This window comes from Solwaraspora sp. WMMA2065 (genome assembly GCF_030345075.1).
In the GTDB taxonomy this organism is placed as follows: domain Bacteria; phylum Actinomycetota; class Actinomycetes; order Mycobacteriales; family Micromonosporaceae; genus Micromonospora_E.
Map to the genome: position 1 here is coordinate 2,968,682 of NZ_CP128361.1, position 26,237 is coordinate 2,994,918.

Genomic DNA, 26,237 nt, shown 5'->3' on the forward strand with positions numbered 1-26,237 from the left:
GACCAGGTGGGGTGTCGACCGGCTCGGCTAGGGTCTGGCCGTGCTGATCACGGACGGGCCGAACGGCGAGAAACACCTGCTCGATGTGCTGATCGCAGCCGCCGACGCCGCCCCGGATCAGACGAGCACGCACGTACGCGGGGACGGCACCGAACGCGTCGTCACCCACCGTCAGCTGCGCGACGACGCACTACGGGTCGCCGGTGGGCTGCGGGACGCCGGGATCGCGGCCGGCACGCCGGTGATCCTGCTGGCCGATGCCGGCGACGACTTCCAGCCGGTGTTCTGGGGCGCGCTGGCGGCCGGGCTGGTCCCCGTACCGCTGCCGGCGGAACCGACCCGGGTGGCCGGCGTGCGTGACCTGCTCGGCGGCGTACCGGTGATCGTCGACGACGCCTGCGCCCCGGTGGCGCGGCAGGCCGACGCCCCGGCGCTGCGCCTCGCCACCTTGCGGGCCGGCGGGAGAGCACCACGCAAGCTGCCGACACCCGACCCCGACTCACCCGCGTTCCTGCAGTTCTCCTCCGGTAGCACCGGCACTCCGCGCGGCGTCGAGCTGCGACACCGCAACGTGCTGGCGAACCTACGGCAGATCGGCCAGGCCGCCGCACTGACCGCCGACGACGTCTCGGTCAGCTGGATGCCGTACTTCCACGACATGGGGCTGATCGGCACCCACCTGGCACCGCTGGCCGCCCGGCTGCGGCAGGTGCGGATCGGCCCGCTGACCTTCGCGAAACGGCCGCTGCTGTGGTTCAGCGCCGCGCACCGGCACCGGGCCACGCTGCTGTCGGCGGCCAACTTCGCCCTCGCCCTCGCCGTCCGGCGGGTGCCGGCCGAGGCCCTGGCCGGGCTGGACCTGAGCGCCGTACGGCTGATGATGGTCGGCGCGGAGCCGATCTCGCCGGTGGTGTGGCGGGCGTTCGTCGAACGGACCCGGCCCGCCGGGCTCGACCCGGCCGCACTGCAACCGGTGTACGGGCTGGCCGAGGCGACCCTCGCCGTCACCGTCCCGCCGCTGGGCGAGACCGCCGTACCGGTGCGGGTGGACCGGACGGCGCTCGCCGCCGGCACGGTGCAGCCGGCTGCCGCAGGCGACCCGGGCGCGGTGGAGTTCATGGACGTCGGGCCGCCGGTGCCCGGCTGTCAGGTGCGCGTCGTCGACGACGCCGGCAACGTCGTCGGAGGCGACGACGCCGGCCGGATCGTCGGTGACGGCCGCGACGGCGGTGCGCCGCAGGTCGGCCGGATCGAGGTACGTGGCCCGAACGTGGCCGCCGGCTACCACGGTGATCCGACGGCCACCGCCGAGGTGTTCGTCGACGGGTGGCTGCGTACCGGTGATCTGGGATTTTTGCGCGACGGCGGCCGGCTCTGCGTGACCGGCCGGGCCAAGGACGTGGTGTTCGTCAACGGCCGTACGTTCCACGCCGCCGACCTGGAGGAGGTCGTCGCCGGCACGGCCGGGCTGCCGGCGGGGCGGGTCGCGGTGATCGGCTGCAGCGACCACGACAGCGGTGCCGAACGGATCGTGGTCTTCGTGCAGTGGGCCGGCACCATGGCGCCATCGGCCGACGCCGCTGCGGTGCTCGGTGAGGTGGCGGCCCGGATCGTGGCGGCGACCGGGCACGACCAGGTACGGGTGCTGCCGGTGCCGGCCGGGGCGTTCCCCCGCACCACCAGCGGCAAGCTGCGTCGGCCCCGGCTGCGCCAGCGGTACGCCGCCGGTGACTTCGCCGCCGTCGAACAGCGCTGGGCGGCAACGGCACCGTCGACGTCGGCGATCGCACCGACGATGAGCACGGTGGCCGGCGGCGGGAGCCGCGACGAGGTGGAGCGGGTCGTGCGGGCGGTGTGGGCGCGAGTGCTGCGCCGGCCAGCCGACGGGATCGGCGTCCACGACCGGTTCAGCACGCTGGGCGGTTCGTCGCTGCAGGCGATGGAGGTGCTGGCCGGACTGGAGGACGCGTTCGGCCGCGAACTCGACCCGGCCGAGCTGCGGGAACGGGCGACGGTGGCGGCGCTGGCCGACCATCTGCTCGCCCCAGTGCAGGACGGGAGCCTGAAACCGGCCCGACCGGCGAGCGGGCCAGCCGCCGCTGCGGCTGCCGGGCCGGCGGACGGGGTGGCGATTATCGGGCTGGCCTGCCGGTTCCCCGGTGCGGACAGCCCGGACGAGTTCTGGCGGCAGCTGCTAGACGGGCGCGACAGCGTCGGCGAGATCCCGCCGCAGCGGTGGCGGCCGGTCGAGGGCGAGACCGCCCGCTGGGGGGCGTTTCTTGACGACCCGGCCGGCTTCGACGCCGGCTTCTTCGGCATGTCCGACACCGACGCCGACCACGCCGACCCGCACGCCCGGATCTTCCTGGAGTTGGCGCACGAGGCGTTGGAACGCGCCGGGTACGCCGGGCCGCGCCGGCACGGCCGCCGGGTCGGGGTGTTCGCGGCGGTCGGCGAGAGCGGCTACACCGAACTGCTCCGCGCCGATTCCGACGTCACCGGCGAACCGGCCGCGCTGGTCGGCAACCTGCGCAACCTGATCCCGGCCCGCGTCGCGCAGGCCCTCGACCTGACCGGGCCGGCGATCGCGGTCGACACCGCCTGCTCGTCGGCGCTGGTCGCGCTGCACCTGGCAGTACGCAGCCTGCGCGAGCGCGAATGTGACCTGGCCGTGGTCGGCGGGGTCAACCTGAACCTGACCCCGACCGGGCACCGGCTGCTCGCCGCCGCCGGGGCGCTGTCGGCCACCGGCCGGTGCCGGGTATTCGCCGCCGACGCCGACGGGTTCGTGCCCGGCGAGGGCGGGGCCGCGCTGGTCCTGGCCCGCGTCGACGACGCCCGCGCCGCCGGGGACGGACTTCTTGCCCTGGTACGCGGGACCGCCGTCAACAACGACGGCCGCTCGCTGAGTCTGCTGGCACCGAACCCGTTGCGCCAACGGGAAGTGGTCGCCCAGGCGTACCGGGACAGCGGCGTCGACCCGACCATCGTGTCCTACGTGGAGGCCCACGGGACGGGTACGGAGCTCGGCGACCCGGTCGAGGTGCGGTCGTTGGCGTACGCCTTCCCGCCGCGCCCGGACGGCCGGCCCCGGCTGCTCGGCTCGGTCAAGTCGAACCTCGGTCACCTGCTCAACGCCGCCGGGATGCCGGCTCTGGTCAAGGTGATCCTGGCGCTACGGCACCGGCAACTGCCTCCGTCGCTGCACGTCGGCACCCCGTCGCCCCGGCTGGACCTGGCCGGCGCCGGGTTCGAGGTGGCGACCGGCGCGCAGGACTGGGTCGACGATGACGGTCCGTTGACCGCCGGGGTGAACGCGTTCGGGTTCGGCGGCACCAACGCGCACGCGATCCTGCAGGAGGCCGATCCGGCACCGGCACCGCAGCAGGCTGCCGGGGCGACCATCGCCGGGCCGCCGTACCTGTTGACCTGCTCGGCGGCGACCGAGGTCGCGTTGCGGCAGTCGCTGCAGGACCTCGCCGCCCATCTCGACGCGCATCCGGAGCTGGATCCCGGCGATGTCTGCGCCACCGTCAACACCGCCCGGGACGACCGGCCGCACCGGGTCGCTGTCGTCGGCGACAGCACCGCCGGGCTCGCCGCCGCGTTGGCCGCCGCCGCGTCCGGCCCGGTCACCGAGGTGGTACGCCGGCCGCGTACCGCCGTGGTGTGGCCCGGCGACGAGACCGGGCCGACGGCGGTCTGCCGGCGGCTCGCCGACTGGGGGGTGGTGCCCGACGCCGTCGTCGGCGACGACGCCGACCAGCTGCGGGCACTGCTCGACCAGGGCTACGACGTGCTGCTCGGCCTCGACCCGGACCGGCTGACCCTGGCCGAACGCGAGGCGTCGCCGGAGGCGGCGGACCGGGTCGAGATGCTGTCGGTGCCGCCGACCGACGCCGACGGCGGGCTGACCGGGCTGGTCGGGGCGCTGTGGCAGCGCGGAGTCGCCCTGGACCGGGTCCGGCTCTCCGGTGGTCGGCGCCGGGTGGCCGTGCCGACGTACCCGTTCCAGCGGCGACGGCACTGGCTGCCGGCGACCATGAAGGACGATCTGGTCCATCAGGTGCGCTGGTCGCCACTGCCGGTGCCGGCCGGCCACTCCCCCGCCTCGGTGCATCTGACCGGGCCGGGTGCGGTGCCCGGCGGCCCGCTGGCGGACGGGCTGCGCGACCGGCTGGCCGCCGACGGCATCGAGCTTGTCACCGGGACCGGTGACGCCGAGCTCATCGTCTACCTGGCCAGCGTCGACCCGTTCGACGTCGACGGCGGTGTGGCCGGGCTGGACGCGGCCGTCGACGCCACGCTGCACGGCGTGACCGGGCTGGTCGCCACGCTGCCCGAACGCGGTTTCCGGCTGCTGGTCGTCACCCAGGACGCGGTCAGCACCGGAGCGGCCGGTGAACGGCCGGACCCGGTGCAGAGCCTGGTCAACGGGTTGACGGCCGCGCTCGCCGACGAACACCCGGACAACACGGTGTCCGGAGTGGACCTGTCAGCGGCCGATGACGTGCCGGCCCGGGTCGACGCGCTGGTCGCCGAAGTGGCGACCGTCGGGGCGCGGTCAGATCCGGCGGCGGTGGAGTCGCGGCCGGCGGAGTCGAGGCCGGTGGCGTGGCGGGGCGGGCAGCGGCTGGGCCGGCGGCTCGTCCCGGCCGAACCGGCCGCCGAGGACACGACGGAACCGGTCGACGCCGACGGCGTACAGCTGATTGTCGGTGGCACGGGTGGTGTCGGCGCCGCGCTCGCCGCGGACCTGGCCGCTCGCGGACACCGCCGGATCGTGCTGGCCGGCCGCGCCGCCGCCGCGCCGGACCGTCTGGTCGACCGGCTGCGTGCCCTCGGCGCGCAGGTCGGCTACCGCCGGTGTGACATCACCGACGCCGCCGACGTCGACGCGCTGATCGCCGGGCTGCCCGACCTCGCCGGGGTGTTTCACGCCGCCGGTGCGGTCCGGCCCGGCCCGCTGCGGTCGAGGTCCGTGGCGCAACTGCAGGCCGTGCTGGCGCCGAAGGTACGCGGCGGTCACCTGCTGGTCCGGGCGCTGCGCCGGTACGGTCGACGGCCGGCGACCGTGGTGGCGTTCACCTCGGTCAGCGCGCTGCTGCCCGGACTCGCCGGGGCGGTCGGTGACTACGCCGCCGCCAACGCCTTCCTGGACACGTACGCCGCCGTCGAGCGGGCCGCCGGACGGCCGCTGCGTACCGTCGGGTTCTCGGCCCTGGCCGATGCGGGGATGGCCGCCCACCCGGGGCTCGCGGCGCGGCTGGCCGCCCGGGGACTGCCGGCGCTGCCGTTCGACGACGCCCTGCCGGCGCTGTGGTCGGCGCTGCGCCGACCCGCCGCCCACCTAGTCGTCACCCGGCTGACCGCTGCGGGCGAGGCTGCGACAGTCACCGCGAGCGTGCCTCCAGTGGACACCCTGCCGCAACCGCAGGCCGTGCCGAGTCGTGACGCGGACCGGCAGCTGGACACCCCGGGCGAAATCGGGGACATGCTGCGGCGGCTACTCGCCGACGCGCTCGACTGCGACCCGGCGCAGATCGACGACGACACGTCGTTCCTCACCCTCGGCCTGGACTCACTCACCGCCATCGACCTGGTCAAGACCCTCGAAGGTGAACTCGGCCGGCCGCTGCCGACCATGCTGCTGTTCGAGCACGGCACCATCGCCGCACTCGTCGCCCGGCTGGCGGATCCGCCGCCGGCTGTTGCTCCGACCGCCGTCACCGCCGACGACGACGCGGAGTCGTTCGCGCTGTCCGGGGTGCAGCGGGCGTTCCACACGCTGCACCGGCTCTACCCGCAGGTCGCCGCGTACGGGTTCGTCCGGCACTCCGTCACCGGACCGCTCGACGCCGACCTGCTCGGGCAGGCCCTGGCGCAGCTGACGCGCCGGCACCCGATGCTGCGGATGCGGTGGACCGACGACGGTGCCGCGCCGCCCCGTCAGCTGATCGGCCCGCCGACGCCGGCCGCTGACTGGTACGCCGTCCACGACTACGGCCAAGGTGACGGTGACGGTGACGTCGACACGCTGACCGAACGGCTGTGCAACGAGCCGATCGACCTGACCCGCCGACCGCCGCTGCGCGCCGCCCTGATCCGGACCGGTCCGGACGCCGCCCAGCTGCTGCTGGTGCTGCACCACGCCGCCGGGGACGGGGCCAGCCTGAGTGTGCTCAGCGAGGAGCTGTGGCAGGTGTACGGGGCGCTGGCCGCCGGCCGCGTACCGCAGCTGCCGGCGGTGCCGGCGACGTTCCGCGACCACCTGGCCGTCGCCGCGCCGGCACGCGCGGAAGACCTGGCCTTCTGGCGGGAGACCCTGGCGTCGTGGCCGACCGGGCTGCGGCTGCCGTGGCGCGACCCGGCCGCACCGCCCGCGCCGCCGTACGCCGCTCATCAGGTCGCCGTCGACCCGCCGACGGTGGCCGCGTTGACCCGGGCGGCCGCCGCCGCACAGGTGTCGCTGTTCCACCTGTTGCTCGCCGGGTACGCCCGGTGCCTGGCCCGCGCCAGCGGGCAGCGCACCGTCACCGTGTCGGTGGCGCGGGCCGGCCGCGACGCCCGGCTGCCCGGCGTCGACCGGGTCGTCGGGCCGTTCGCCGACATCCTGCCGGTGACGGTCGACGTCGACCCGACCGAGCCGGCGGCCGACCTCGCGCGGCGGGTCCTGGCCGCCTGGCTGGTCGCGCAGCGGCACGGCATGGTCGACGCGGTCGACCTGGCGCGGGCGACGCCGCGACCCGCCGACCCGGCTGCCGACGCCGGCAGCGGCGTCGGCGGCCGGCCGGTCACCACCAGCCCGGCCAGTTTCAGCTTCGCCCGTTTCCCGGCCACAGCGGATACGGACTGCCCGGTACGGGTGTCGCCGGTCGCCGCCGGCACCGCGTCGGCCGGCACCCGGCTGGGGCTGCTCTGCTGGCCCGACGGCGAGCGGCTGCGGTTCGCCTGGAACCATCCGGTGGCGTCGCTGGACCGGGCGGCCGTCGCCGGGCTGGCCGCCGATTTCCTCGCCGAACTGGCTGACCTGGCCAAGCAGACCGACCCGCCCTCGAGGGAGTCCACTTCGGGGATGCTGCCGTCGGTAGTGGAGCGAATCGGGCAGGTGTGCCGCCGGCACGCCGACGCCGTCGCAGTCGAGGCGGGCGAGCTGCGGATGACATACCGGCAGTTGGACGCCGCCGCCGACCGGGTCGCCGCCGCGCTACGCCACCACGGCGTACAAGCCGGTGACCTGGTCGGATTGCTGGCCGCGCGCGGACCCGCCGCCGTCGCCGCCATCGTCGGGGTGCTGCGCGTCGGAGCCGGCTGGGTGCCGTTGGACGTCGCCCACCCGGCAGCCCGCCACCGCGATCAGCTGCGGCGAAGCGGCGCACAGGTGCTGTTGCACGACACCGAGTCGACGACGCTGGCCGATGCGCTGGCCGGGCTGGTCATGGTCGACGTCGACACGGTCATCGTCAACGGGACCACTGCCGACCCGGTCACAGACGGCACGGCCGCTGCCGACCCGGACGGTACGGCGTACGTCATCTTCACCTCCGGGTCGACCGGCCGGCCCAAGGGCGTGCCGGTCAGTCACCGCTCGACTGGCGGCTATCTGCGCTGGGCGGTCGACACGTTCGGCTACCGCAGCGGTGACCGGCTGGCGCAGACCTCGTCGTTGTGCTTCGACGCCTCCGTCCGGCAACTGCTGGCGCCGCTGCTGGTCGGAGCGACGGTCGTCGTACTCGCCCCGCAGGTGCTGCGCGACCCCGACGAGGTGCTGCGCCGGGTCGAACACGACCGGATCACGGTCTGGAGCTCGGTGCCGACGCTGTGGGGTCAGCTGCTGGCGGCGGCGCAGCGGCGTACCGCCTCGGGCGGGCGACCGGACCTGTCGGCGCTGCGCTGGATCCACGTCGGCGGCGAAACGCTGCCTCCCGGGCAGGTGCGGAGCTGGTTCGACCTGTTCGGCCCCGGGCACCGGATCACCAACCTGTACGGGCCGACCGAGGCGACCATCAACGCCGCCTGGTTCCTGATCGACCGGCGGCCGGCCGACGGCCTGCGGCGGGTGCCGATCGGCCGGCCGGCCGCCGGCGCGACGCTGACCGTCGTCGACGCCGCCGGGCGGCCCTGCCCGCCGGGTGAGGCCGGCGAGCTACTCATCTCCGGGCCCGGGTTGACCAGTGGCTACCTGGACGATGCGGCACAGACTGAGGCGGCGTTCGTCCACCGCGACTGCCGGCGCTGGTACCGCAGCGGCGACCGGGTCCGCGTCGGACCCACCGGGGACCTGGAGTTCCTCGGCCGGCTCGACGACCAGGTGAAGCTGCACGGCCACCGGATCGAGCCGGCAGAGGTCGAAGCGGCGCTGGGCAATCACCCGGCGGTCGCCACGGCGGTGGTGCTGCTCCGGACGCAACCGTATCCCCGGCTCGTCGCGTACGCGCAACTGCGGGCCCCGAGCGCGGACGTCGCGACGGACGCCGCCGACCTGCGCCGGCACCTCGCCGACCGGCTGCCGCCGCAGTGGGTTCCGGCCCGGATTCACCTGGTACGGGAGCTGCCGACGACCGCCACCGGCAAGGTTGACCGGCTGGCATTCACCGGGCTGCCGGGCGAGGATGCAGACTCGGCCGACGACGCCCCGCCGCCTGCCGTTGGCAAGGCACCGCGCACCGGTACGGAGCGGCGGGTGGCGCAGGTGTGGCAGTCCGTGCTCGGGTTGCCCGCCATACACCGCGACGACGATTTCTTCGCCATCGGTGGCGACTCCATCGTGGCCCTCGACGTCTTCGCCCGGCTGCGGGAACACTTTTCGGTCTTGCCCCGCCCGACGGTCATCTACGACCACCGCACCCTGGCCGGGCTGGCTGCGGCGATCGACGAAGCCGCCGCCGGGGTGCCGGCGGACGCGGCGGCTCCGGGCCCGTCGTGCCCGGCCGCGTCCGCTGCGGACAGATCGACGGTCGCGTACGACCCACGGCCGTTTCCACTCGCCCCCGCCCAGCGTGGCTTCCTGCTCGCCGAGGCCGTCGCGCCTGGCAGCAGCTCGACCTGGCTGGCCCGGCTGCGGATGTCCGGTCGGCTGGACCGGCGCCGCTTCCAGCAGGCGGTCGACGTCACCGTGGCCCGGCATCCGATGCTGCGTACCGTGTTTCCGGCCGGGGCCCGGCCACCGGTGCAGCAGGAGTTGCCGGCGACGCTGCGGCTGCCGGTGCTGTTCGAGACCATCGGGTCGGCCGACCAGCTCGACAGCCGGGTCGCCGGCCTGGTCGACGACCGGGTCGCGCGGGAACGTCAGCGGACGTTGGAGCCGTGGGCCTGGCCGTTGCTGCGGCTACTGGTGCTGGCCGTCGGGCCGGACGAGCATATCCTGCTGGTGCACGCCCACCATTTGATCGGCGACGGGTACAGCGCGGCGCTACTCGGGCGGGAACTGCTGACTCTGCACGACGCGCTGGCGGTCGGAGCGCCGGTCGACGTCGCGCCGCTGCGCACGACCTTCCGTGACTACGTGGCCTGGCAGCGGCAGCGGCAGCGGCAGGATGATCCGGATCCGCAGGCAGACCGCTGGTGGCGGGAACGGTTCGGGCAGCCGTACCGGCCGCCGACGCTGCGCGCCTCGACCGGTGCCGCAGGAACCGACAACACCGGGCAGTCGCACACCGCAGGATTCACCTTGGATGGTGCGGTGTCCGCCGCGCTGGGCCGGCTGGCCGCCGCCGCGGGCAGCAGCGGGTACGCGCCGGTGCTCACCGCGTACCGCCGGGGGTTGGCCCGGCTGACCGGCCAGGACGACCTGGTGATCGGTCTGACCGTGACCGGCCGGGATCACCCCCTACCGGACCTGCATCGGCTCTTCGGACCGTGCGCGGTGCTGCTGCCGCTGCGGCTGACCGGTGCCGGGCGGGCGTTCGACAACGATCTGGCCCAGGTGGCCGGCGAGGTCGCCACGGCCCGCCGGCACGGCGCCGAAGGGGAGCTGGTTCCGGCCGAGTCCGCCGGCAGCCGGCCGACGGCGATGCTGGCCGGGGCGCAGTTCATCTTCAGCTCCCTCGACTTCACCGGGATCGGACCGACCGGTGACGGCGCACCGGGTGGGTTGACGCTGCACTGGGACGACGGCGACAGCGAACTGGAACCGCCGCCGGTCGGCACCGACGTGTTGCTGACCGCCCGACCAGTCGACGCCGGGCTGCGGGTCACCGTCCGGGCGACGGCACAGGCGCTGGACCCGGACCGCTTCGCCGACTTCGTCGCCGCGATGGCGGCCGACCTGATCGCGGCCGGAACGGACAGCGCCGGAACGGACAGCGGCCCGGACGCCGCCGCGGGTGCGGGGCTGCCGACGCGGCGGGCGACGGGACCAGACCCCGGGGCCGCGCTGGACGCGGCGATCGTCGGCTACCTGCCGGCACCGGCCCAGCTGGCGAGGTTGGCCAGGGTACCGGCGGCGGCGCTGCCCCGGGAGCAGATCCGCAAGCTGCTGTTTCCCGACGGTGCTCCCCGCCTGCTGGAAGAGTTGGTCACCCCGCTCGGGCGGTCCGGTTTCGTCTGCCTACCGCTGTTCGCCGACGAACTCGACGGCGGTGTCGCCGACGTCGTGGCACGGGCGGTCGAGCACGCGGCAGGTCAGGGAGCACGCTGCGTGTCGCTCGCCGGGCTGGTGCCGTCGTTCACCGGCTACGGCTTCGACGTACTGCGGCAGGTGAATCCGGCGGTACGGGTGACGACCGGGCACGCGACGACCGCCACCTCGGTGGTGCTGACCACGCTGGCGGCCCTCGACGCCGCCGGTCGTGATCTCGCCGCCGGGCCGCTCGCCGTGGTCGGTCTGGGCTCGATCGGCCGGTCGGCGCTGGAGCTGCTGCTGGGCCAGGGTGGGCAGCATCCGCCACGGATCGTGCTGGCCGATCTGCCCGGCAGCCGGCGACGGCTGGCCGACTACCCGGACCGGTTGCGGCGCCTCGGGTACCGGGGCGACCTGGTCTGGGCCGATTCGACGCCCACTGCCGCGCCACCGGTGTACGCGGCGACGACCATCGTCGCGGCGGTGAGCAGCGCCACGGAGATCGTCGACGTGGACCGGCTGCGCCCAGGGACCGTGCTGGTCGACGACTCGTTCCCGCATTGTGTGAACCCGGCCGCCGCACTGCGGCGGATGCGCGACGATGGCGACGTGCTGGTGGTGGGCGGCGGGCTGCTCTCCTGCGGCCCGGTGCGGCGGGTCCTGCCCGCCGGTCTGCCGGCGGCGGCAGTGGCCGGGTACGCGGCACGCACCGCGCTGCCGGACACGGTGGCCTCGTGCCAGCTGGAGTCGCTGCTGCAGGCGGACCGGCCGGAGCTGCCGCTGGTGCATGGTCTGGTCGACACAGATCTGACGGCGGCGTACTGGTCTGCGGCGCGCAGGGCCGGGACAACGGCTGCCCCACTGCATCTGGGCGGCACTACTGTCGCCGAGTTGATCGACGGGCGGCTGGCGGCGGCGCGGCACGTCCGCTCACAGAAAGGGGTAGCATGATCACCATCACCACCGAGACGCGAGCCGACCACCTGGCGGCCGATACGCGACGAGCCGTTCATCCGCACGACCACGGCGACTCGTCCGGGCTGCAGCTGCTGGCTGCGGACCGGCCCGGAGCCAAGTGGTGACCCGGCCGCCCGAACGGCCCGGACCCGGCATCGACCGGCTACTCGACCAGGTACGCGAACGGTTGGACCGGGTCAACCCGGTCGTTGCCCAGCAGGCCCAGCGCGAAGGTCGAGCGATGCTGGTCGACATCCGGCCGATCGCCCAACGCGCGGAGTTCGGGGAGATCCGCGACGCGCTCGTGATCGAACGCAACGTGCTGGAATGGCGGCTCGACCCCCGTAGCGCGGCCCGGATCGACCTCGCCGACGACCTGCGACTGTGGCCGATCATCTTCTGTCAGGAGGGGTACGCCTCCTCGTTGGCGGCCGCCTCGCTCCAGGACATCGGTTTAGCCCGGGCCACCGACCTGACCGGTGGTTTCGCCGCCTGGCAGGCCGCCGGGCTACCGGTGGTCAACCCGCACCGGTAAGACTCCCTCCACCGCCATCGGACCACAGTGCCCTCCGCCGGTGGCGCCCAGGTACCACCGGGATGCGGGCAACGACCATTGATCGCCGGGCCGACGGCTGATCGAATGTAGTCCGGCCGGCCCGGCGAGAGCACCGCGGCCCGATCGTCAAGGAGCCTCATGAGCATGTCCCGTCGGAAGATGGGTCTACTGGGCACGGTGTCGGTCCTGGTGGCTGTCGCCGGCTGCTCGCCGTAACCGGAGGACCCGCCGGCCCCGGCCGTATGCGACCCGCAGCAGTTGGACACCCTCGTCGCCGGGACGTTGACCGTCGGCACCGACCAGCCGGCGTACCCGCCGTGGTTCGTCGACGACGCCCCGGAGAGCGGCGCCGGCTTCGAAAGCGCGGTGGCGTACGCCGTGGCCAACCAGCTGGGCTACGAACCGGACAAGGTCAGCTGGGTGCGGGTGCCGTTCAACAACGCCATCGCACCCGGGCCGAAGGACTTCGACGTCGACATCAACCAGTTCTCCATCACCGAGCAGCGCCGGTCGGCGGTCGACTTCTCCAGCCCGTACTACGACGTCACCCAGGCGGTGATCGCGCTGGACGGGACGCCGGCCGCCGCCGCGACGACCCTGGCCGACCTGCGCGACGTCAAGCTCGGCGCCCAGGTCGGCACGACCAGCTTCCGGGCGATCACCGAGGTGGTGGCCCCGGCGGCCGAGCCGGCCGTGTTCAACAACAACGACGACGCCAAGGCAGCGCTGCGCAACGGCAGAGCGTCCGGTCGGTGCTGATCGCCGCCGGTTCCACGGCCGTGCTCGGTGCCCTGCTGGTGACGGCGGTCGCGAACTCCCCCGGCTGGCCCCGGGTCCAGCAGTCGTTCTTCGACCCGGCCGTGGCGACGCAGGCACTACCGGCGGTGCTGCGCGGGCTCTGGCTCAACGTACGGACGCTGGTGTTCTGCGCCGTCGGGGCGCTGGCGCTGGGGTTGGCGATCGCGCTCGCCCGCACCCTGCGCCCGGCGGTGTTCTTTCCGCTGCGGGCCGCCGCGACCTCCTACACGCACGTGTTCCGGGCCGGCATCGAATCGGTGCACCCGGCGCAGCGGGCCGCCGCCCGGTCGCTGGGGCTCAGCCACGCGCAGACGATGCGGCATGTGGTGCTGCCGCAGGCGGTCCGGCGGGTCGCGCCGCCGCTGCTCAACGATTTGGTGGCGCTGCAGAAGGACGTCGGGCTGATCTCCCTGGCCGGCCCGGTCGACGCGATCCGCGCCGCCCAGATCGAGACCGCCACCAGCTACAACTTCACCCCGTACGTGGTGGCCGGGGTGCTGTTCATCCTGATGGCGATCCCGCTGGTGGCGGTGACCGACTGGGTGACGTTGCGGGCCGCCCGGCGGCAGACCTGGGCCGGCGCGGCATGACGCCGGCGGCGGACGCCGGCCGGCACGGCGGGCCACCGGTGTTGGCCTGCGCCGGGGTCCGCAAGGTCTTCGGCGACCGGGTCGTGCTGCGCGACCTGAGCCTCGACGTGGCCGAGCACGAGGTGGTCGCGGTGATCGGCGGCAGCGGCTCCGGCAAGTCGACCCTGCTGCGGACGGTCAACCTGCTGGAGACCGTCGACGACGGCACGATCCACCTGGACGGTCGGGACATCACCGACCCACGGGTCGACCCCGACCAGGTACGTCAACGGATCGGGTTGGTGTTCCAGTCGTACAACCTCTTCCCGCATCTGACCGTGCTGGACAACGTCACACTGGCACCGCGCAGGGTGCACCGGCTCCCTCGGGCGCGGGCCGAGCGGCGGGCGATGGAGCTGCTGGACCGGGTCGGGCTGGCCGATCAGGCGAGGCAGTACCCGGACCGGCTCTCCGGCGGCCAGCAGCAGCGGGCGGCGATCGCCCGGACCCTGATCAACGCGCCCCGGCTGCTGCTGCTCGACGAGGTCACCTCGGCGCTGGACCCGGAACTCGGCGGCGAGGTGCTGGCCCTGATCCGGGAGCTGAAGAACGACGGGTAGATGACGATGCTGATCGCCACCCACGAGATGGGCCTCGCCCGGGAGGTCGCCGACCGGGTCTGCTTCCTGGCCGACGGCGCCATCTGCGAGCAGGGGCCGCCGCAGCGGGTGCTCGGCGACCCCGAGCACCCGCGTACCCAACAGTTCCTGCGCAGGGTCACCGGCACCGGGACAGGCTGATCGCGAACCGGCCGGCCGGGTCGGTCCACCAGTGGGTCAACTCGAAACCGGCGGCGGCCAGCTCGGCGGTCACCCCGGCCCGGCGGAACTTCGCCGACACCTCGGTCCGCAGCTCCTCGCCGGCGGTGAAGCTCACCGGCAGGTTGAGATCGGCCACGTGCACCCGCATGTCCCGCTCGGCACGCAGCCGCATCTCGATCCACTCCCGCTCGGTGTCCCACAGTGCGACGTGCCGGAACGCCGCCGGGTCGAAGTCGGCACCGAGCTGCTGGTTCAGTACATGCAGCACGTTGCGGTTGAACTCGCCGGTCACCCCCTGGCTGTCGTCGTAGGCGGCGACCAGGGTGGCCGGGTCCTTGACCAGGTCGGTGCCGAGCAGCAGCCAGCCGCCGGTGCCGAGCGCCCCGTGCAGCTCGGCCAGGAACTCGGCCCGCTCGTCCGGCACCAGGTTGCCGATGGTGCCGCCGAGGAACGCGACGAGCCGGTCGTCGCCGGCCGGGATCCGGCCGAGGTGACGGGTGAAGTCGCCGACGACCGCGTGGACCGGCAGCCCCGGGTAGTCCCGGTCGATGGCGGTGGCGGCGTCGCGCAGTGCCGCCTCGGAGACGTCCAGCGGCACGAACAGGTCGAGGCTGCCCTGCCGGCGCAGCGCGTCGAGCAGCAGCCGGGTCTTCTCCGACGAACCGGAGCCGAGCTCGACCAAGGTCCGGGCCCGGGTGACGGCGGCGATATCGTCGGCGTGGGCGGCCAGCGCGGCCCGCTCGGCCCGGGTCGGGTAGTACTCCGGCAGGGTGGTGATGCGTTCGAACAGTTCGCTGCCGTACTTGTCGTAGAACCACTTCGGGGGCAGCCATTTCGGGTCGGCGGTGAGTCCGGCGTGGGCGTCGGTCCGCAGCGCGTGCCGCTGGTCGGCGTCGGTCAGCTCGATGTCGATCCGCACAGATCCTCCACGGTGTAGGTGTGCCGGTCGGCGACGACGAGCCGGCGGTCGGCGACCGGGTGCCAGGCCGGGTCGTCGTCGGACGGTTCGGAGGCGATGATCATCCGCTCCGGCCCGGCGAGGACGGACAGGGAATGGCCGACGGCGCTGGCCCAGGCCCGTTCGCCGTCGGTGAGCAGCAGGTTGAGCCGGGACGCCGGGGCGGCGGCCAGGACGCCGGTGACGGTGTCGGTGATCGCCGTGCCCGGGTCGACGCCGGCTCGCAGCCGGTGCCGCAGCAGCGCCCACAGCAGCGCCGAGTCGGTCGGCGCGTCGAGGGTGAGCAGGTCGGTCACCGGCAGGGTGGCGGCCAGCTCGGCGACGCTGTACGGCCACCCGGCCACCACCCCGTTGTGGCTGAACAGCCAGCGCCCGTCAGTGAACGGCGCGCAGGCCGTCTCGCCGAACGGCATCCCGGGGGTCGCCGAGCGGACCGCAGCCAGCACCGCGCCGGCGGTGGTGGCCCGACCCAGCTCGACCAGGCCGGGATCGGCCCAGACCGGCCCGGACCGCCGGTAGCGGACCGGGCCGGACGGGGTGTACCAGCCGATGCCGAAACCGTCGACGTTGACCGTGCCGCCGCCGCGCATGTCCCGGGGTGCCCAGGACTGGCGGTACAGGCCGTACGGCGGCTCGACCAGCAGCTGCGTCAGGCTGACCGGCGGGCCCAGGTAGAGCTGGTGGCGGCACACTAGGCGGTCTCGCCGGGGTACGGGTCACGGGCGGTCCGGAAACCGCTGAAGATCTGCCGCCGGATCGGGTAGTCCCAGTTGCGGAAGGTGCCCCGGCAGGCGGAGCGGTCGGTGCCGAACGAGCCGCCGCGCAGCACCCGGTAGTCGCGGCCGAAGAAGACCTCCGAGTATTCGCGGTACGGGAACGCGGCGAAGCCGGGATAGCCGGTGAACCAGGTGCCGGTCCACTCCCACACGTCGCCGATCAGCTGGTGCACGCCGGCCGGTGACGCGCCGGCCGGGTAGGCGCCGACCGGTGCCGGGTGCAGGTGCCGCTGGCCCAGGTTGGCGTGCTCGGGGCCGGGGTCGTCGTCGCCCCACGGGTAGCGGCGGGACCGGCCGGTAACCGGGTCGAACCGGGCCGCCTTCTCCCACTCGGCTTCGGTGGGCAGCCGGCGGCCGGCCCAACTGGCGTACGCCTGCGCCTCGTACCAGCCCACGTGCACCACCGGCTCGTCGGACACGATCGCCGACCGCCGGCCGAACCGGGTGTAGCTGCCGTCGCCGTGCCAGTGCGCCGGTCCGCTGAGCCGGGCCTGCAGCCGGTGGGCCCAGCCCTCGGCGCTCCACCACCGCTCGTCGTGGTAGCCGCCGTCGTCGATGAACTGCTGGTACCGGGAGTTGCTGACCGGCGCGCGGTCGATGAAGAAGGCCGGTACGTCGACGGTGTGCGCCGGGCGTTCGTTGTCCAGCGCCCACGGCTCGGTGGAGGTGCCCATGGTGAACGGTCCGCCGGGGATCAGCGCCTCACCGTCGACGCCTCCGGCCGGCGCCGGCGGCGTCGGCGCACCGCTGAGCACCGGCGGGCCGGCCCGCAGCTGGTGGGTGGCGAGCATCGTCTCGTCGTGCTGCTGCTCGTGCTGCACGATCATGCCGAACGCGAAGCCCTGCTCGACCAGCCGGCGGCCGTCGAACGTCACCGTGTCGAGCAGGTCGAGGACCTTGTCCCGGACGGTACGGGTATACGCGCGTGCCTCGGCCGGGGCCAGCAGCGGCAACGCCGGACGGTCGGCGCGGGCGTGTTTGAACGCGTCGTAGAGGTGGTCGATGTCGGCACGGACCGGCTCCCGGCCGCCGACGTCGCGGACCAGCCACAGCTCCTCCTGGTTGCCGATGTGCGCCAGGTCCCAGACCAGGGGCGACATCAGCCGGGAGTGCTGCCGAACGAGGTCGTCGTCGTCGACCGGGTCGGTCAGGGCGCGGCTGCGCCGCCGGGCCCGGTCGAGGTCGGCGGCGAGCGCGGTACGCAGGTCGGACGCGGCCGCCGAAGGTGGCTCGTGTGTGGTCGGCGTCTGGCGGGTCGGGTCGTGGGCTGTCTCGGTCACCTGGTACCTCCCCAGGGGTGGGTTCGCTGGTGCAGCCGTCGGCGCAGGGCGCGCACCACGGTGCTGGTTGTCTCGTCGGGCAGGCCGGTGTCGGTCAGGCGTTCGCAGGCCAGCTCGGCCAGCGAGTGGGCGGCCGACGCGACAACCGGATCGGCTAGCCCGTCGCGGGCGGCGGGCAGCCAGCGGTCGGCCGCGTCCATCACCGTCGACGTCGCGGTCCGCAGCGTCTCGTCGCGGGCGAACAGCGCGGCCAGCACCGCCGCCGGGACGATCCACTCGCCGCCCGGCTGCGCGTCGAGGTAGCGCAGCTCCAGGTAGCCACGTGGGCGGACCGGCGGAAACATGGTGCTCAGATGCAGGTCGAGGTCGGCGTAGGTCGGCGGTCGGGGCGTGCCGGTGAGGATCCATTCGCCGAAGGTCGCCGGCCCCGGCAGCCGCCAGCCGGTGGGCTCGTCGACGAACAGCGGTGGCGTGTCCAGCACCCGCCGGGTCCAGTCGGCGACCGGATCGGACGGCCGCATGTTGGCGGTCGGATCGGCCGGTGCGGCGGTGCGGACCGGGTCGAGGGTCAGCCAGGTCGCCATCCGGCTCGACACCCAGCCGGTGCGCCGGCCGGCCCGCGACGGCGAGTTGGCGAACAGGGCGAGCAGCGGCGGACCGAGCAGGTGCGCGGCCGACCAACGGAGGGAGAGCTGCCGTTCGCTGCCGGTGTCCAGGCAGACCTGCAGGCCAGCTGTGCCGCACATCATGTCGGCACCGGCCTGACCCTGCCGGGCGAAAGCCGCCGCCATCGCCGTGTAGCGGCGGTTGCGCAGGATCTGCCGGGGCGGCCGGTACGGATCGCATCCGGTCCGGCCGAGCAGCAGGCCGGCCCGGTCGAGTCGGCGGGTCAGCGCGACGACGTCGGCCGACGCGGCCCGGTGCAATGTGGTAAGGGATTCCGTCGGCGGGGTGGAGATCTCCACCTGCCCGCCGGGTTCGACCGTTACCAGTCCGCCCTGTGGAAGCGGGTCGTGCGGGCTGGTGGGGCGTAGTGTCCGCGGGGCGTGGTCACCGAGGGCAGTCGCGAGGTCGGCGGGGTCGAGCGGTCTGGCGGGGTGGTCTCGGTAGTGAACGGTCCATTCGAGTTCGACGCCGATCCGTCGGGGTGGGCCGGTCTTGAAGCAGATCCGGGTGATGTAGCCGGCGGCGGCGGTCGGGTCGGTGATGGCGGTACCGGCCGGGACGTCGGCCACGCTGCTCGGACCGGCCGACGTCGCAGACTCGGCGGCCACCGGTAGCACGTCGGGCGGATGGGCGGATGGTGGATGGGGAGCTGGTGGATGGGGAGCTTTGGTCATCGCGTCTCCTCCAGTGAACGATCGATCGCGGGTAGCGATCGATCTTCGCTACCGTATCGTCACCGTCCGACATTTGCCGAGACACCGGCGGTCCGCGGGGCCGGCGGCGGGCGACGTTCCCCATTCCGCAACCCGGCGGTCACCTGCGGATTCGGGTCACCGGGGGTGGGATTCGCGTCACCCGGGGTGTGATCGCCGCCGGACGGGGTACCGGCAGGGTCGGTGCCGACCGGAGGGGAGCCAACGTGACCGACGGGGCAAGGATCGACGATGACCAGGTGGTGATGCGGGCGGCCCGGGCCGCGCACGCCCACGCCGACGCGACCACTCAGACCGCCCGGTTCCTGGACCGGGTCGGCGCGGTCCCCGACCCGGCGGTGATCGCCGAGTACGCGGCGCTGCTGGCCCGGGAGGAGTCGACCCGCGACGAGCGGGCCGACGCGCTCCGCGACGCCGGGCTGGACGTGCCGAGCCTGGACACCGACGCGGCGTGACGCCAGCCCGATCAGCGCTGCCGCACGGTGGTCGAGGCTTGTCGTCGGGGTCCGTCTCCTCATTCGGCCTGTTCACGAGCCCGCCGTTGCGCCATGAGCAGTGCCATCTCCTCGGCGCTGGTGCTCTCGCCCCTGGCGAGAGCGTCGTCTGCCGCCGCTATCCGCGCCATGGCGGTCGGGTCGGAGAGCAGTTCGATGGTGGCCTCCAGCGATTCAAGATCCTCGGCGGAGATCAGCACCAGCGGCAACACCGTCATAGACAACAATGTTGGCCTATGACACCGCCGGCATCCACAGGGTGGTCAGGTCGGGCAGGCGGAGACGAGGTCAAGAGATCCCCCGCGATCCGCGAAGGCTCCTGGGATCCGTACGGGCGGGTCAGCGCACAAGTTCGCGGCCGCCCGGAGCGGGCCACTGTACGGCGTTGGCGATCAGCACGGATATCGGCCCGGGTCGGGTGGTGATCTGCTCGACGACGCCCTGCACGGCGGCGAGGTCGCCGTGGTCCAGCCCGACGGCGCAGGCGTCGCCGCCTGCCTGGGCGATGGCGTCGACGACCTCCATCGCGGCGGCGCGGTTGGTGTGCCAGGACACCGCCACGGCGGCGCCTTCGGCGGCCAGATGCCGGGCGGCGGCCCTGCCGATGGCGCCGGAAGCGCCGGTGACCAGGGCAACCTTGTTCAACAGACCGGTTTCCATCACCACTCCATAGCCGACTACAGGTTAGCCGACTATGAATCAGGATCGAGCCGTTCGCTGCACCCGGGGCAGAACGTCCTACTGTGGATTCTCGGGCAGGAGCCCGACCGCCTGACGGTCTCCGAGGTCGCCGCCCGGCTCGGCGTGGAGCAGCCGACGGTGACCCGCAGCCTCAGTCGTCTCGAACACGGCGGCTGGTTTCGTCCGGGAATCCGTACCGGGCGACCGGCGCCTCACCCGGATCGTGCTGACCGACAAGGGCCGGACCGGCGTTTCGCAGATCGAAGCGGCCTGGCGCACCCTCGCCGAAACTGCGACCGCCGGAATGGCGAACGATCAGCGAGCGACGCTGGTCGAGCTGCTCGAAAAGGTACGCGGGAACCTGCTCACCCTCACCACCGAAACCGGCTGAGCAGACCGCCGTACGCCGTGGCGCCCGCCCGCCGGCAATTTTCGGTGGCGGCACGGTTCTGCCGGCTGCGATGCTCACCACCGTGCCCGACCTCGCACTGTTCTCCGCCGCACTCGGCGAACGCGCCGCGAATGACGAGTTCACCGGCTCGGTCCTGGTGACGTTGGGAGACCAACGGCTGCTGGCCGGCGCGTACGGCAACGCCAACCGGGCCTGCCGTACACCGTGCACCCTGGACACCAGGTTCGACACCGCGTCGGTCACGAAGCTGTTCACCGCCGTCGCCGTACTCCAGCAGATCGAGCGCGGCGCGTTCACGCTGGAGACCTCGGCGGTCGAGTACCTCGGGCTCACCGGTACCACGATCTCGCCGGACGTCACCGCGTACCACCTGCTCACCCACACGTCCGGGATTGCCGACGACGCCGACGAGTCGGACGGTGAACGGTACGAGGACCTGTTCGTCGACGAGCCGACGTACGCGTTCACCGAGACCGCCCACCACCTGCCGCACTTCGTCGACAAACCGCCGAGGTTCGCGCCGGGCGAGGGCTGCCGGTACTGCAACGTCGGGTACATCCTGCTCGGCCTCATGGTCGAGCGGGCCACCGGCGGCTCCTACCGCGAGTACGTGCACGCCAACGTCTTCGAGCCCGCCGGCATGAGCCGGTCGGCGTTCCTGCGCATGGACGTCGTCGCACCCGACGTCGCCGAAGGCGTGGAGGCGATCCGCGACGCCGACGGCACGATCACCGGCTGGCGGCGCAACATCTTCTCGTACCCGCCGGTCGGCGACCCGGCCGGCGGCGCGTACACGACGGTCGGCGACCTCACCGCGTTCCACCGGGCGCTGGTCGAGGGCCGGCTGCTGGGACCGGAGTCGACCGCGGCGATGCTCGTCCCGTACGCGCAGGCGGAGGGCAACCGGCGCAACGGGTACGGGCTGGAGTTCAGGACCGACGCCGACGGCCGGGTCCGCTACTACGGGAAGGTGGGCGTGAACTTCGGCGTCAGCGCGTTGCTGCGGCACTACCCCGGCCACGGCGCGGGCGACGGCATCACGCTGGCCATGCTCGGCGTCGGCGAGGACACCATCTGGCCGCTGGTCCGGCTGTTCGACGAATCGATGCCGCAGGCCTGAGGCATCCGGCTGCGGGCAGCGCGCGGTACGCGGCAGTTCCGGACGCCAAGGCAGGGGCACTACATCGAGGTGAGGCTGAGACACCTCATCTCGCGCACTTGACGTGCGCCAGCCTCACCTCGACGTCGAACCAGCCTGCCGGGCTTCACGCCGGGTTGTGCTGCCGCCACTTAGCAGTGAGCACAGCGGACAACCGGAAGGGAAGACAGCGATGGCAGCGCACGACGTGGTCAGCTTCGGGTTGATAGTTGAACGGTACCCGGCTGGTCCTCGACGTCGGGCCCGCAACCCGATGAACGATGTCCTGGAACGAGCTCTCGTGCAGAGTCAAGAACCTCACCAGAGCATCGAAGGAACCCCGGCCACAGCGTACGGGTGGCCGGGGTTCCGAAGGCGTTACCGGATGCGGGTCAGGGGGTGGCGGTGGTGTCCTTGGTCGACGCGACGAACGCCGACCAGGCGGCCGGGCCGAAGGTCAACGTACCGCCGGCACGGTCCTTGGTGTCGCGCACCAGGACCCGACCGGGAAGGTTGTCGGCCACCTCGACGCAGCTGTTCCCGCCGTTGGCCGATCGGCTGGACTTCCGCCAGCGCGGTTCACTTGCGCTCATCGAGCATCCTCAGCATCAGATCCCGGGACTGCACCACCGGCAGCGCGAGTCCGTCCACGGATTCCCAGGCTAGTTCCAGCTCGGTCACATCGCCATGGCCGGACACCACGGTGCCCTTCAACTGGTTGTCCAGGTAGCCGCAGCGCCGGCCGTCCGGCAGGTTGGCCAGCACGAACGCGCCGCCGAGACCGAGGTGCAGCCCGGCGTCGTCCGGCAGCACCCGGACTTTGACCGACGGCCGGTGGCCGAGGTCCACCAGGTGGCCCAGTTGCTTCGTCATCACCTCGCGGGGGCCACGGCTGAGGGCGAACTCATTGACGATGGCTGAGATCACCACCGGGTTGTCCCGGCCGAGCGTCGCGGCCTGCCGCTCCAGCCGGGTGCGCACCAGCTCATCGACGCGCCCGTCGTTCATCGTGGAGGTCGCCAACACCGCCCGCATGTAGCCCTCGGACTGGAGCAGTCCGGGGACGAGCAGCGGCTCGTAGCTGCGCAGCAGCAGTGCCCGACGCTCGTGCTCGACCCACGGACGCATCCACGGGTACCGGTCCTCCCGCGCCTCCGCCGACAACTTGGCGAACTTGTCATCGGTGCCGAACACCCGGTCCAGGTTGGTGGCGGTGTCGGCCTGCGGAATGTGCCGCCCCGACTCGAATCCCGCGATGAGCGACTTGGACACCCGCAGCGCGGCGCCAAGCTGGCCCTGATTCATCCCTCCCGCGATGCGAAGTCGCCGGATCTCGACGCTGAGTTCACTCACGTTGGATCACCCCGGTTTCGTGATGTGGTGGTTGTCCACCGGGGGCCATCTTGCACTGATCCGGACAGATAGTCCAGGATGGAACAGAAACTCGTGCAGGTTCCTTGGCTGTGCAGAAATTCCAGCCGCCGAATTGATCAACAAGCAGATGCCGTCGCGCCACGAGAAACGACCCCCGGGGGGAAGATTCCCGAGGGTCGTTCACCTTTTCGAACGACGACGGTCAGAAACGGCCCCAGTCGTCGGCGGCCGGCCGCCACACGTCGATGTTGCGCGGGTCGACGGCCATCCGCCGAGCCCGGTGCGTGGCGTGCTCCTCCGGGGTGAACACCCGGTGGCGGTCACACAGCTCGTAGCGCGGGCCGTGCTTCGGGTCGTGCATGTAGAACGCGATCGACGTCGACGCCGAGTGGTTGACCAGGTCGGAGGCGATCGGCACCTTCTTGTACTGGGCCCGCGCCCGACCGCGCATCACGTGGTCGAAGCTCTTCATCTTGAAGCACAGATGCGCGACGTAGAACTCCTTGTTGCGCTGCAACGCCAGGCTGTGGTGATAGCGGTCCTCGCAGCGTAGGAAGACGGTCACGTCGCCGACGTAGTCGCTGGGCAGGAAGCCGAGGACCTTGGTGTAGAAGTCGAGTGACTCCTCGTACTTGTCGGTGGCCAGGAACGGGTGCACCAGGTCCTGTGGGCGCAGCTCGATCAACGGCGGTTCGGCGTACTCGACGAACTCGGTGAACAGTTCGACGATCAGCCCGTTGGGGTCGCGTACGGCGAATCCGCGCTGGCACAGGCCCTTCATCCGCTCGTGCAGTTCGAGCACCTCGTGGCCGGCGGCGACGACCCGCTCTCGCAGATCGTCGAGGACCTCGTCGGACTCGACGCTGAACCCGACCGCGGTGGTCCACGACTCGGTACGGTGCGGTGCCGCGATCAGCTCGATGCTGTGGTGTTCGATGTCGGCGCGCAGGAACGCGTACTCGTCGTCGTGCTGCTCCAACTGCAGCCCGACGTGGTACTGCAGGAACTCGATGGAGGCGGCCAGATCCGGCACCTCGATCCGGGCGTACTCCATGCCGTAGGGCCCGCGGCGGCGGGTGGCGGCCTCGGTGGACATCTGCGACCCCTTCATGGTGAATTACGCGTCCCCGGCGGTGGGGATGCTGACGATGACCTGGCGTTGCACGACCGGACGCCAGCGTTCCCGGACGAACCGCTCGTGCGACTCGCTGTGCAGGTAGTCGAGCAGGTCCTGCTCGGTGGCGAACTCCACGACGAAGCCGTGCGTCATGGTGGTGTCCCGGGTGCTGACGTTGACCCCGCTGCGCCAGTTGCGCATCGCCGGGTACTTCGCCGGGAAGGTGTCCAGCTCGGCGAGGACCGACTCGGCGACCCCGGCCGGCAGGTCGTCGCGGAACTTGAACGCCAGCATGTGGGTGATCACGGCGGCGGTCCCTTCTACAGGATGAAGCTGAGCCGGGCACCGGGGTCCATCGACTCCATCACCGGGATGGAGCGGCGGACCCGGAAGCGCAGCCCGTCGTCGTCGACCTTGAGCACGTGCTCGTAGCGGCCCACGTAGGTGTAGGCGCCGCCGTCGCGGTAGCGGTGGATGAGGAAGTTGGCGCTGATCCACACCGTCTCCGCGCCGGCCTCCAGCAGGATCACGTTGGAGACCATCCGGTGGGTACGCGAGTGCGGGTTCTCGGCGTGCGCCTTGCGGCTCTTGAGCCGCTTCACCCGGGCCCGGATCAGGTCGTAGTCGTCGCAGACGAAGAATCCGGCGGTGGTGGCGTCCCAGCCGGCCCAGTCGGTGGTCGGCACCTCCATCCGGCCGTCCGGCTCGAACATGGTGAACCACTCGTCGAGGCGCCACTCGTCGAGCAGTTGCGCCTCCCGGTAGAGGAAGTCCTCCACCTGCGCCCGGGTCACTTCGCGGGCGCCGACGTTGAGCACTGCTCCGCTGGTCGTCGAGGACATCGGGTCACTCCTTCCCGCTGGCGGTGGGCGCGGCGGAGCCGCTGGTGGCTGCGGATCCGGCCGCGAGGACGGCGGACGGGCCGGGTGCGCCGGGGTCGGCCGGCGGGTCGCCTGCGACGGCGGTGGCCGCCCCGACCCGGTCGGCCCAGTGTCGCCAGAAGCTGCGCATCGCACCCTCGTCGATGGAGCGGCCCTGGTTGCCCTGCTTCTCGTTGGCCATGCCGCGCGACATGTCGGACCAGTCGTGGGCGGGGTCGGCAGAGTCGGCGGTGGCGACGATGCCGCGCTGCACCGCCTCGTACGCCTCGATGTCGTCCGGGGTGGCCAGGCCGCCGGGGCCGACGAAGCTGACCATGGTCCTGATCCGCAGCGCGCGCACCGACTCCGGCTCACCGGTCTCGACGAACTGCCAGGCCCGCACGTCGGTACGGTCCGGGGCGACCGGTTCAAGCTGGCGGATGGTGAGCGCTTCCAGGTCGAACAGCAGCAGGTTGGGGAAGACGAAGAGGATCCGGCTGGCGTCGGCGATCTCGGCGGCGAGCTCCGGCCCGAGCCGGGCGATCATCTCGTTGCGCTTGGCGACGGTACGGGCCTTCTCCTCGTCGCCGAAGCGCGGCTCCCAGACCATGCCGATCCGGCCGTTGTGGCCGGTGAGCACCAGCAGCCCGTGTCCGCCGCCGAGGTCGTATGCGTACTGGTCGTCGTCGGTGACCGCGAACCCGGTCTCCCGCAGGTAGCCGACGAAGGTGTTGTGGGTGGGCGCGAAGTGGTAGCCGTCCATGGCGTTCTCGACGGCGAGTTTCCAGTTGCCCTTGACGCTGTAGAGCTGCACGCCGGGCAGGGTCTGCATGCCATGCTCGCCGATCTTGGCGGTCAGCGACATGTAGTGCGCGGCCGGACCGAGGTGGGTGAGCAGGTCGGGCACGTCGGGGTCGAACGCGATGAAGACGAAGCCCTCGTGGATCTGCAGCCGGGGCACCTGGCGCAGCCGCATCGACTCGCGGAAGCCGGGGTCGTCGGGGTAGCTCTCGTCGCCGGGCAGCGCGGCCAGGTCACCGGAGTTGCTGAACGCCCAGGCGTGGTAGAAGCACTGGAAGAACTTGGTGTTGCCCTCGTTGTGCCGGCACAGGATGGTGCCGCGGTGGGTGCAGGCGTTGAGGAAGACCTTGACCTCGCCGGCGGAGTCGCGGCAGAAGATCAGCGGACGGCCGCCGAGGGTGCGGGTCTTGAAGTCGCCGGCGTTGGGGATCTCGGTCTCGTGGCCGAGGTACAGCCAGGTGTGGCCCCAGATCCTCGCGATCTCGTCGCGGAACACGCCCGGGTCGCGGTACGCCGAGCGGTGCACCCGGAAGCGCATCGCCTCCCAGTCCTCGTCGATCAGCGCGCCACTGTCGGCTCCGCCGAGCGGTCGCACCGGCGTCTGCTGCGTCATCACCCACCGCCCTCTTTCGTCCCGTCCGCCCACCTCGGCGGTGCTACGTCATGCGAGACAGTGTCTCGCTCTCCGATGCTGCTATCAGAGCC

The 26,237-nt window shown here is 72.6% G+C and carries 20 protein-coding genes and 2 pseudogenes; 10 read left to right on the top strand and 12 right to left on the bottom strand.

The features are described from left to right. Positions 1–40: 40 nt before the first annotated feature. The 6 genes and pseudogenes from O7610_RS13400 to O7610_RS13425 all read left to right on the top strand — a co-directional run bounded on the left by O7610_RS13400 (position 41) and on the right by O7610_RS13425 (position 14,241). Positions 41–11,512: a non-ribosomal peptide synthetase gene (locus O7610_RS13400; protein ID WP_289213416.1), complete on the top strand. Its 11,472-nt coding sequence runs from the start codon at positions 41–43 to the stop codon at positions 11,510–11,512. After that, positions 11,509–11,643 (top strand): hypothetical protein, encoded by a 135-nt coding sequence (locus tag O7610_RS13405; RefSeq protein WP_281551072.1) that lies wholly within the window; start codon positions 11,509–11,511, stop codon positions 11,641–11,643. Before O7610_RS13400 ends, O7610_RS13405 begins: the two co-directional genes overlap by 4 nt. Further along, the gene (locus O7610_RS13410) at positions 11,640–12,053 is read left to right on the top strand and encodes a rhodanese-like domain-containing protein (RefSeq protein WP_289213417.1); all 414 of its coding nucleotides are present in this window, start codon (positions 11,640–11,642) and stop codon (positions 12,051–12,053) included. The genes O7610_RS13405 and O7610_RS13410 overlap by 4 nt, the downstream gene beginning before the upstream one ends. 279 nt (positions 12,054–12,332) lie before the next feature. Then, entirely contained in the window at positions 12,333–12,833 is a 501-nt protein-coding gene (locus O7610_RS13415) for an ABC transporter substrate-binding protein (protein WP_348650052.1), read from the top strand. Beyond that, positions 12,827–13,462, top strand: a complete 636-nt coding sequence (locus O7610_RS13420; RefSeq protein ID WP_281551074.1) for an ABC transporter permease subunit — start codon at positions 12,827–12,829, stop codon at positions 13,460–13,462. Before O7610_RS13415 ends, O7610_RS13420 begins: the two co-directional genes overlap by 7 nt. Then, positions 13,459–14,241 (top strand): annotated as a pseudogene (locus tag O7610_RS13425) (amino acid ABC transporter ATP-binding protein). Before O7610_RS13420 ends, O7610_RS13425 begins: the two are co-directional and overlap by 4 nt. On the opposite strand, the gene egtD reads toward O7610_RS13425, so the two are convergent. The 4 genes from egtD to O7610_RS13445 form a co-directional block, all read right to left on the bottom strand. Continuing rightward, positions 14,219–15,181: an L-histidine N(alpha)-methyltransferase gene (egtD, locus tag O7610_RS13430; protein WP_502959091.1), complete on the bottom strand. Its 963-nt coding sequence runs from the start codon at positions 15,179–15,181 to the stop codon at positions 14,219–14,221. The pseudogene O7610_RS13425 and the gene egtD sit on opposite strands and share 23 nt — an antisense overlap. Next, positions 15,160–15,912 (bottom strand): ergothioneine biosynthesis protein EgtC, encoded by a 753-nt coding sequence (gene egtC, locus O7610_RS13435; protein WP_289213418.1) that lies wholly within the window; start codon positions 15,910–15,912, stop codon positions 15,160–15,162. Before egtC ends, egtD begins: the two co-directional genes overlap by 22 nt. Further along, positions 15,912–17,201, bottom strand: coding sequence for an ergothioneine biosynthesis protein EgtB (egtB, locus tag O7610_RS13440; protein ID WP_281555670.1), 1,290 nt, complete (start codon positions 17,199–17,201; stop codon positions 15,912–15,914). Before egtB ends, egtC begins: the two co-directional genes overlap by 1 nt. Before the next feature lie 71 nt (positions 17,202–17,272). After that, positions 17,273–18,616: a glutamate-cysteine ligase family protein gene (locus O7610_RS13445; RefSeq protein WP_289213419.1), complete on the bottom strand. Its 1,344-nt coding sequence runs from the start codon at positions 18,614–18,616 to the stop codon at positions 17,273–17,275. Between the two features lie 245 nt (positions 18,617–18,861). Between O7610_RS13445 and O7610_RS13450 the strand changes: the two genes are divergently transcribed. Further along, on the top strand, positions 18,862–19,110 hold the full coding sequence (locus tag O7610_RS13450; RefSeq protein ID WP_233606003.1) for a hypothetical protein: 249 nt from the start codon (positions 18,862–18,864) through the stop codon (positions 19,108–19,110). Positions 19,111–19,169: 59 nt separating this feature from the next. On the opposite strand, the gene O7610_RS13455 is transcribed toward O7610_RS13450, so the two are convergent. After that, a complete protein-coding gene (locus tag O7610_RS13455; protein WP_281551077.1) occupies positions 19,170–19,367 on the bottom strand; it encodes a type II toxin-antitoxin system Phd/YefM family antitoxin in 198 nt (65 codons plus the stop codon). Between the two features lie 121 nt (positions 19,368–19,488). After that, positions 19,489–19,809, bottom strand: coding sequence for an SDR family NAD(P)-dependent oxidoreductase (locus tag O7610_RS13460; RefSeq protein ID WP_289213420.1), 321 nt, complete (start codon positions 19,807–19,809; stop codon positions 19,489–19,491). Between O7610_RS13460 and O7610_RS30645 the strand changes: the two are divergent. From O7610_RS30645 to O7610_RS13470, 3 genes and pseudogenes are all read left to right on the top strand, one after another. Continuing rightward, positions 19,732–19,953 (top strand): annotated as a pseudogene (locus O7610_RS30645) (hypothetical protein); the annotation flags it as partial. The gene O7610_RS13460 and the pseudogene O7610_RS30645 sit on opposite strands and share 78 nt — an antisense overlap. A gap of 100 nt (positions 19,954–20,053) precedes the next feature. Then, the gene (locus O7610_RS13465; protein ID WP_281551079.1) at positions 20,054–20,221 is read left to right on the top strand and encodes a winged helix DNA-binding protein; all 168 of its coding nucleotides are present in this window, start codon (positions 20,054–20,056) and stop codon (positions 20,219–20,221) included. 82 nt (positions 20,222–20,303) lie between these two features. Continuing rightward, positions 20,304–21,362 carry a serine hydrolase domain-containing protein gene (locus O7610_RS13470; RefSeq protein WP_281551080.1) on the top strand — a complete coding sequence of 353 codons (1,059 nt, stop codon included), beginning with the start codon at positions 20,304–20,306 and terminating at the stop codon, positions 21,360–21,362. A 410-nt stretch (positions 21,363–21,772) separates the two neighbouring features. Here O7610_RS13470 and O7610_RS13475 read toward each other — a convergent pair whose 3' ends face one another. The 6 genes from O7610_RS13475 to O7610_RS13500 form a co-directional block, all read right to left on the bottom strand. Further along, positions 21,773–21,973: a DUF397 domain-containing protein gene (locus O7610_RS13475; protein ID WP_281551081.1), complete on the bottom strand. Its 201-nt coding sequence runs from the start codon at positions 21,971–21,973 to the stop codon at positions 21,773–21,775. Next, positions 21,960–22,733, bottom strand: coding sequence for a helix-turn-helix domain-containing protein (locus O7610_RS13480; RefSeq protein ID WP_289213421.1), 774 nt, complete (start codon positions 22,731–22,733; stop codon positions 21,960–21,962). The genes O7610_RS13475 and O7610_RS13480 overlap by 14 nt, the downstream gene beginning before the upstream one ends. A gap of 223 nt (positions 22,734–22,956) precedes the next feature. After that, a complete protein-coding gene (locus O7610_RS13485; protein ID WP_289213422.1) occupies positions 22,957–23,850 on the bottom strand; it encodes a VOC family protein in 894 nt (297 codons plus the stop codon). Between the two features lie 21 nt (positions 23,851–23,871). Continuing rightward, on the bottom strand, positions 23,872–24,177 hold the full coding sequence (locus tag O7610_RS13490) for a Dabb family protein (protein WP_289213423.1): 306 nt from the start codon (positions 24,175–24,177) through the stop codon (positions 23,872–23,874). Positions 24,178–24,191: 14 nt separating this feature from the next. Further along, positions 24,192–24,713 (bottom strand): aromatic-ring-hydroxylating dioxygenase subunit beta, encoded by a 522-nt coding sequence (locus tag O7610_RS13495; RefSeq protein WP_281551084.1) that lies wholly within the window; start codon positions 24,711–24,713, stop codon positions 24,192–24,194. A gap of 4 nt (positions 24,714–24,717) precedes the next feature. Then, positions 24,718–26,145: an aromatic ring-hydroxylating oxygenase subunit alpha gene (locus O7610_RS13500; protein WP_289213424.1), complete on the bottom strand. Its 1,428-nt coding sequence runs from the start codon at positions 26,143–26,145 to the stop codon at positions 24,718–24,720. Positions 26,146–26,237: the final 92 nt, after the last annotated feature.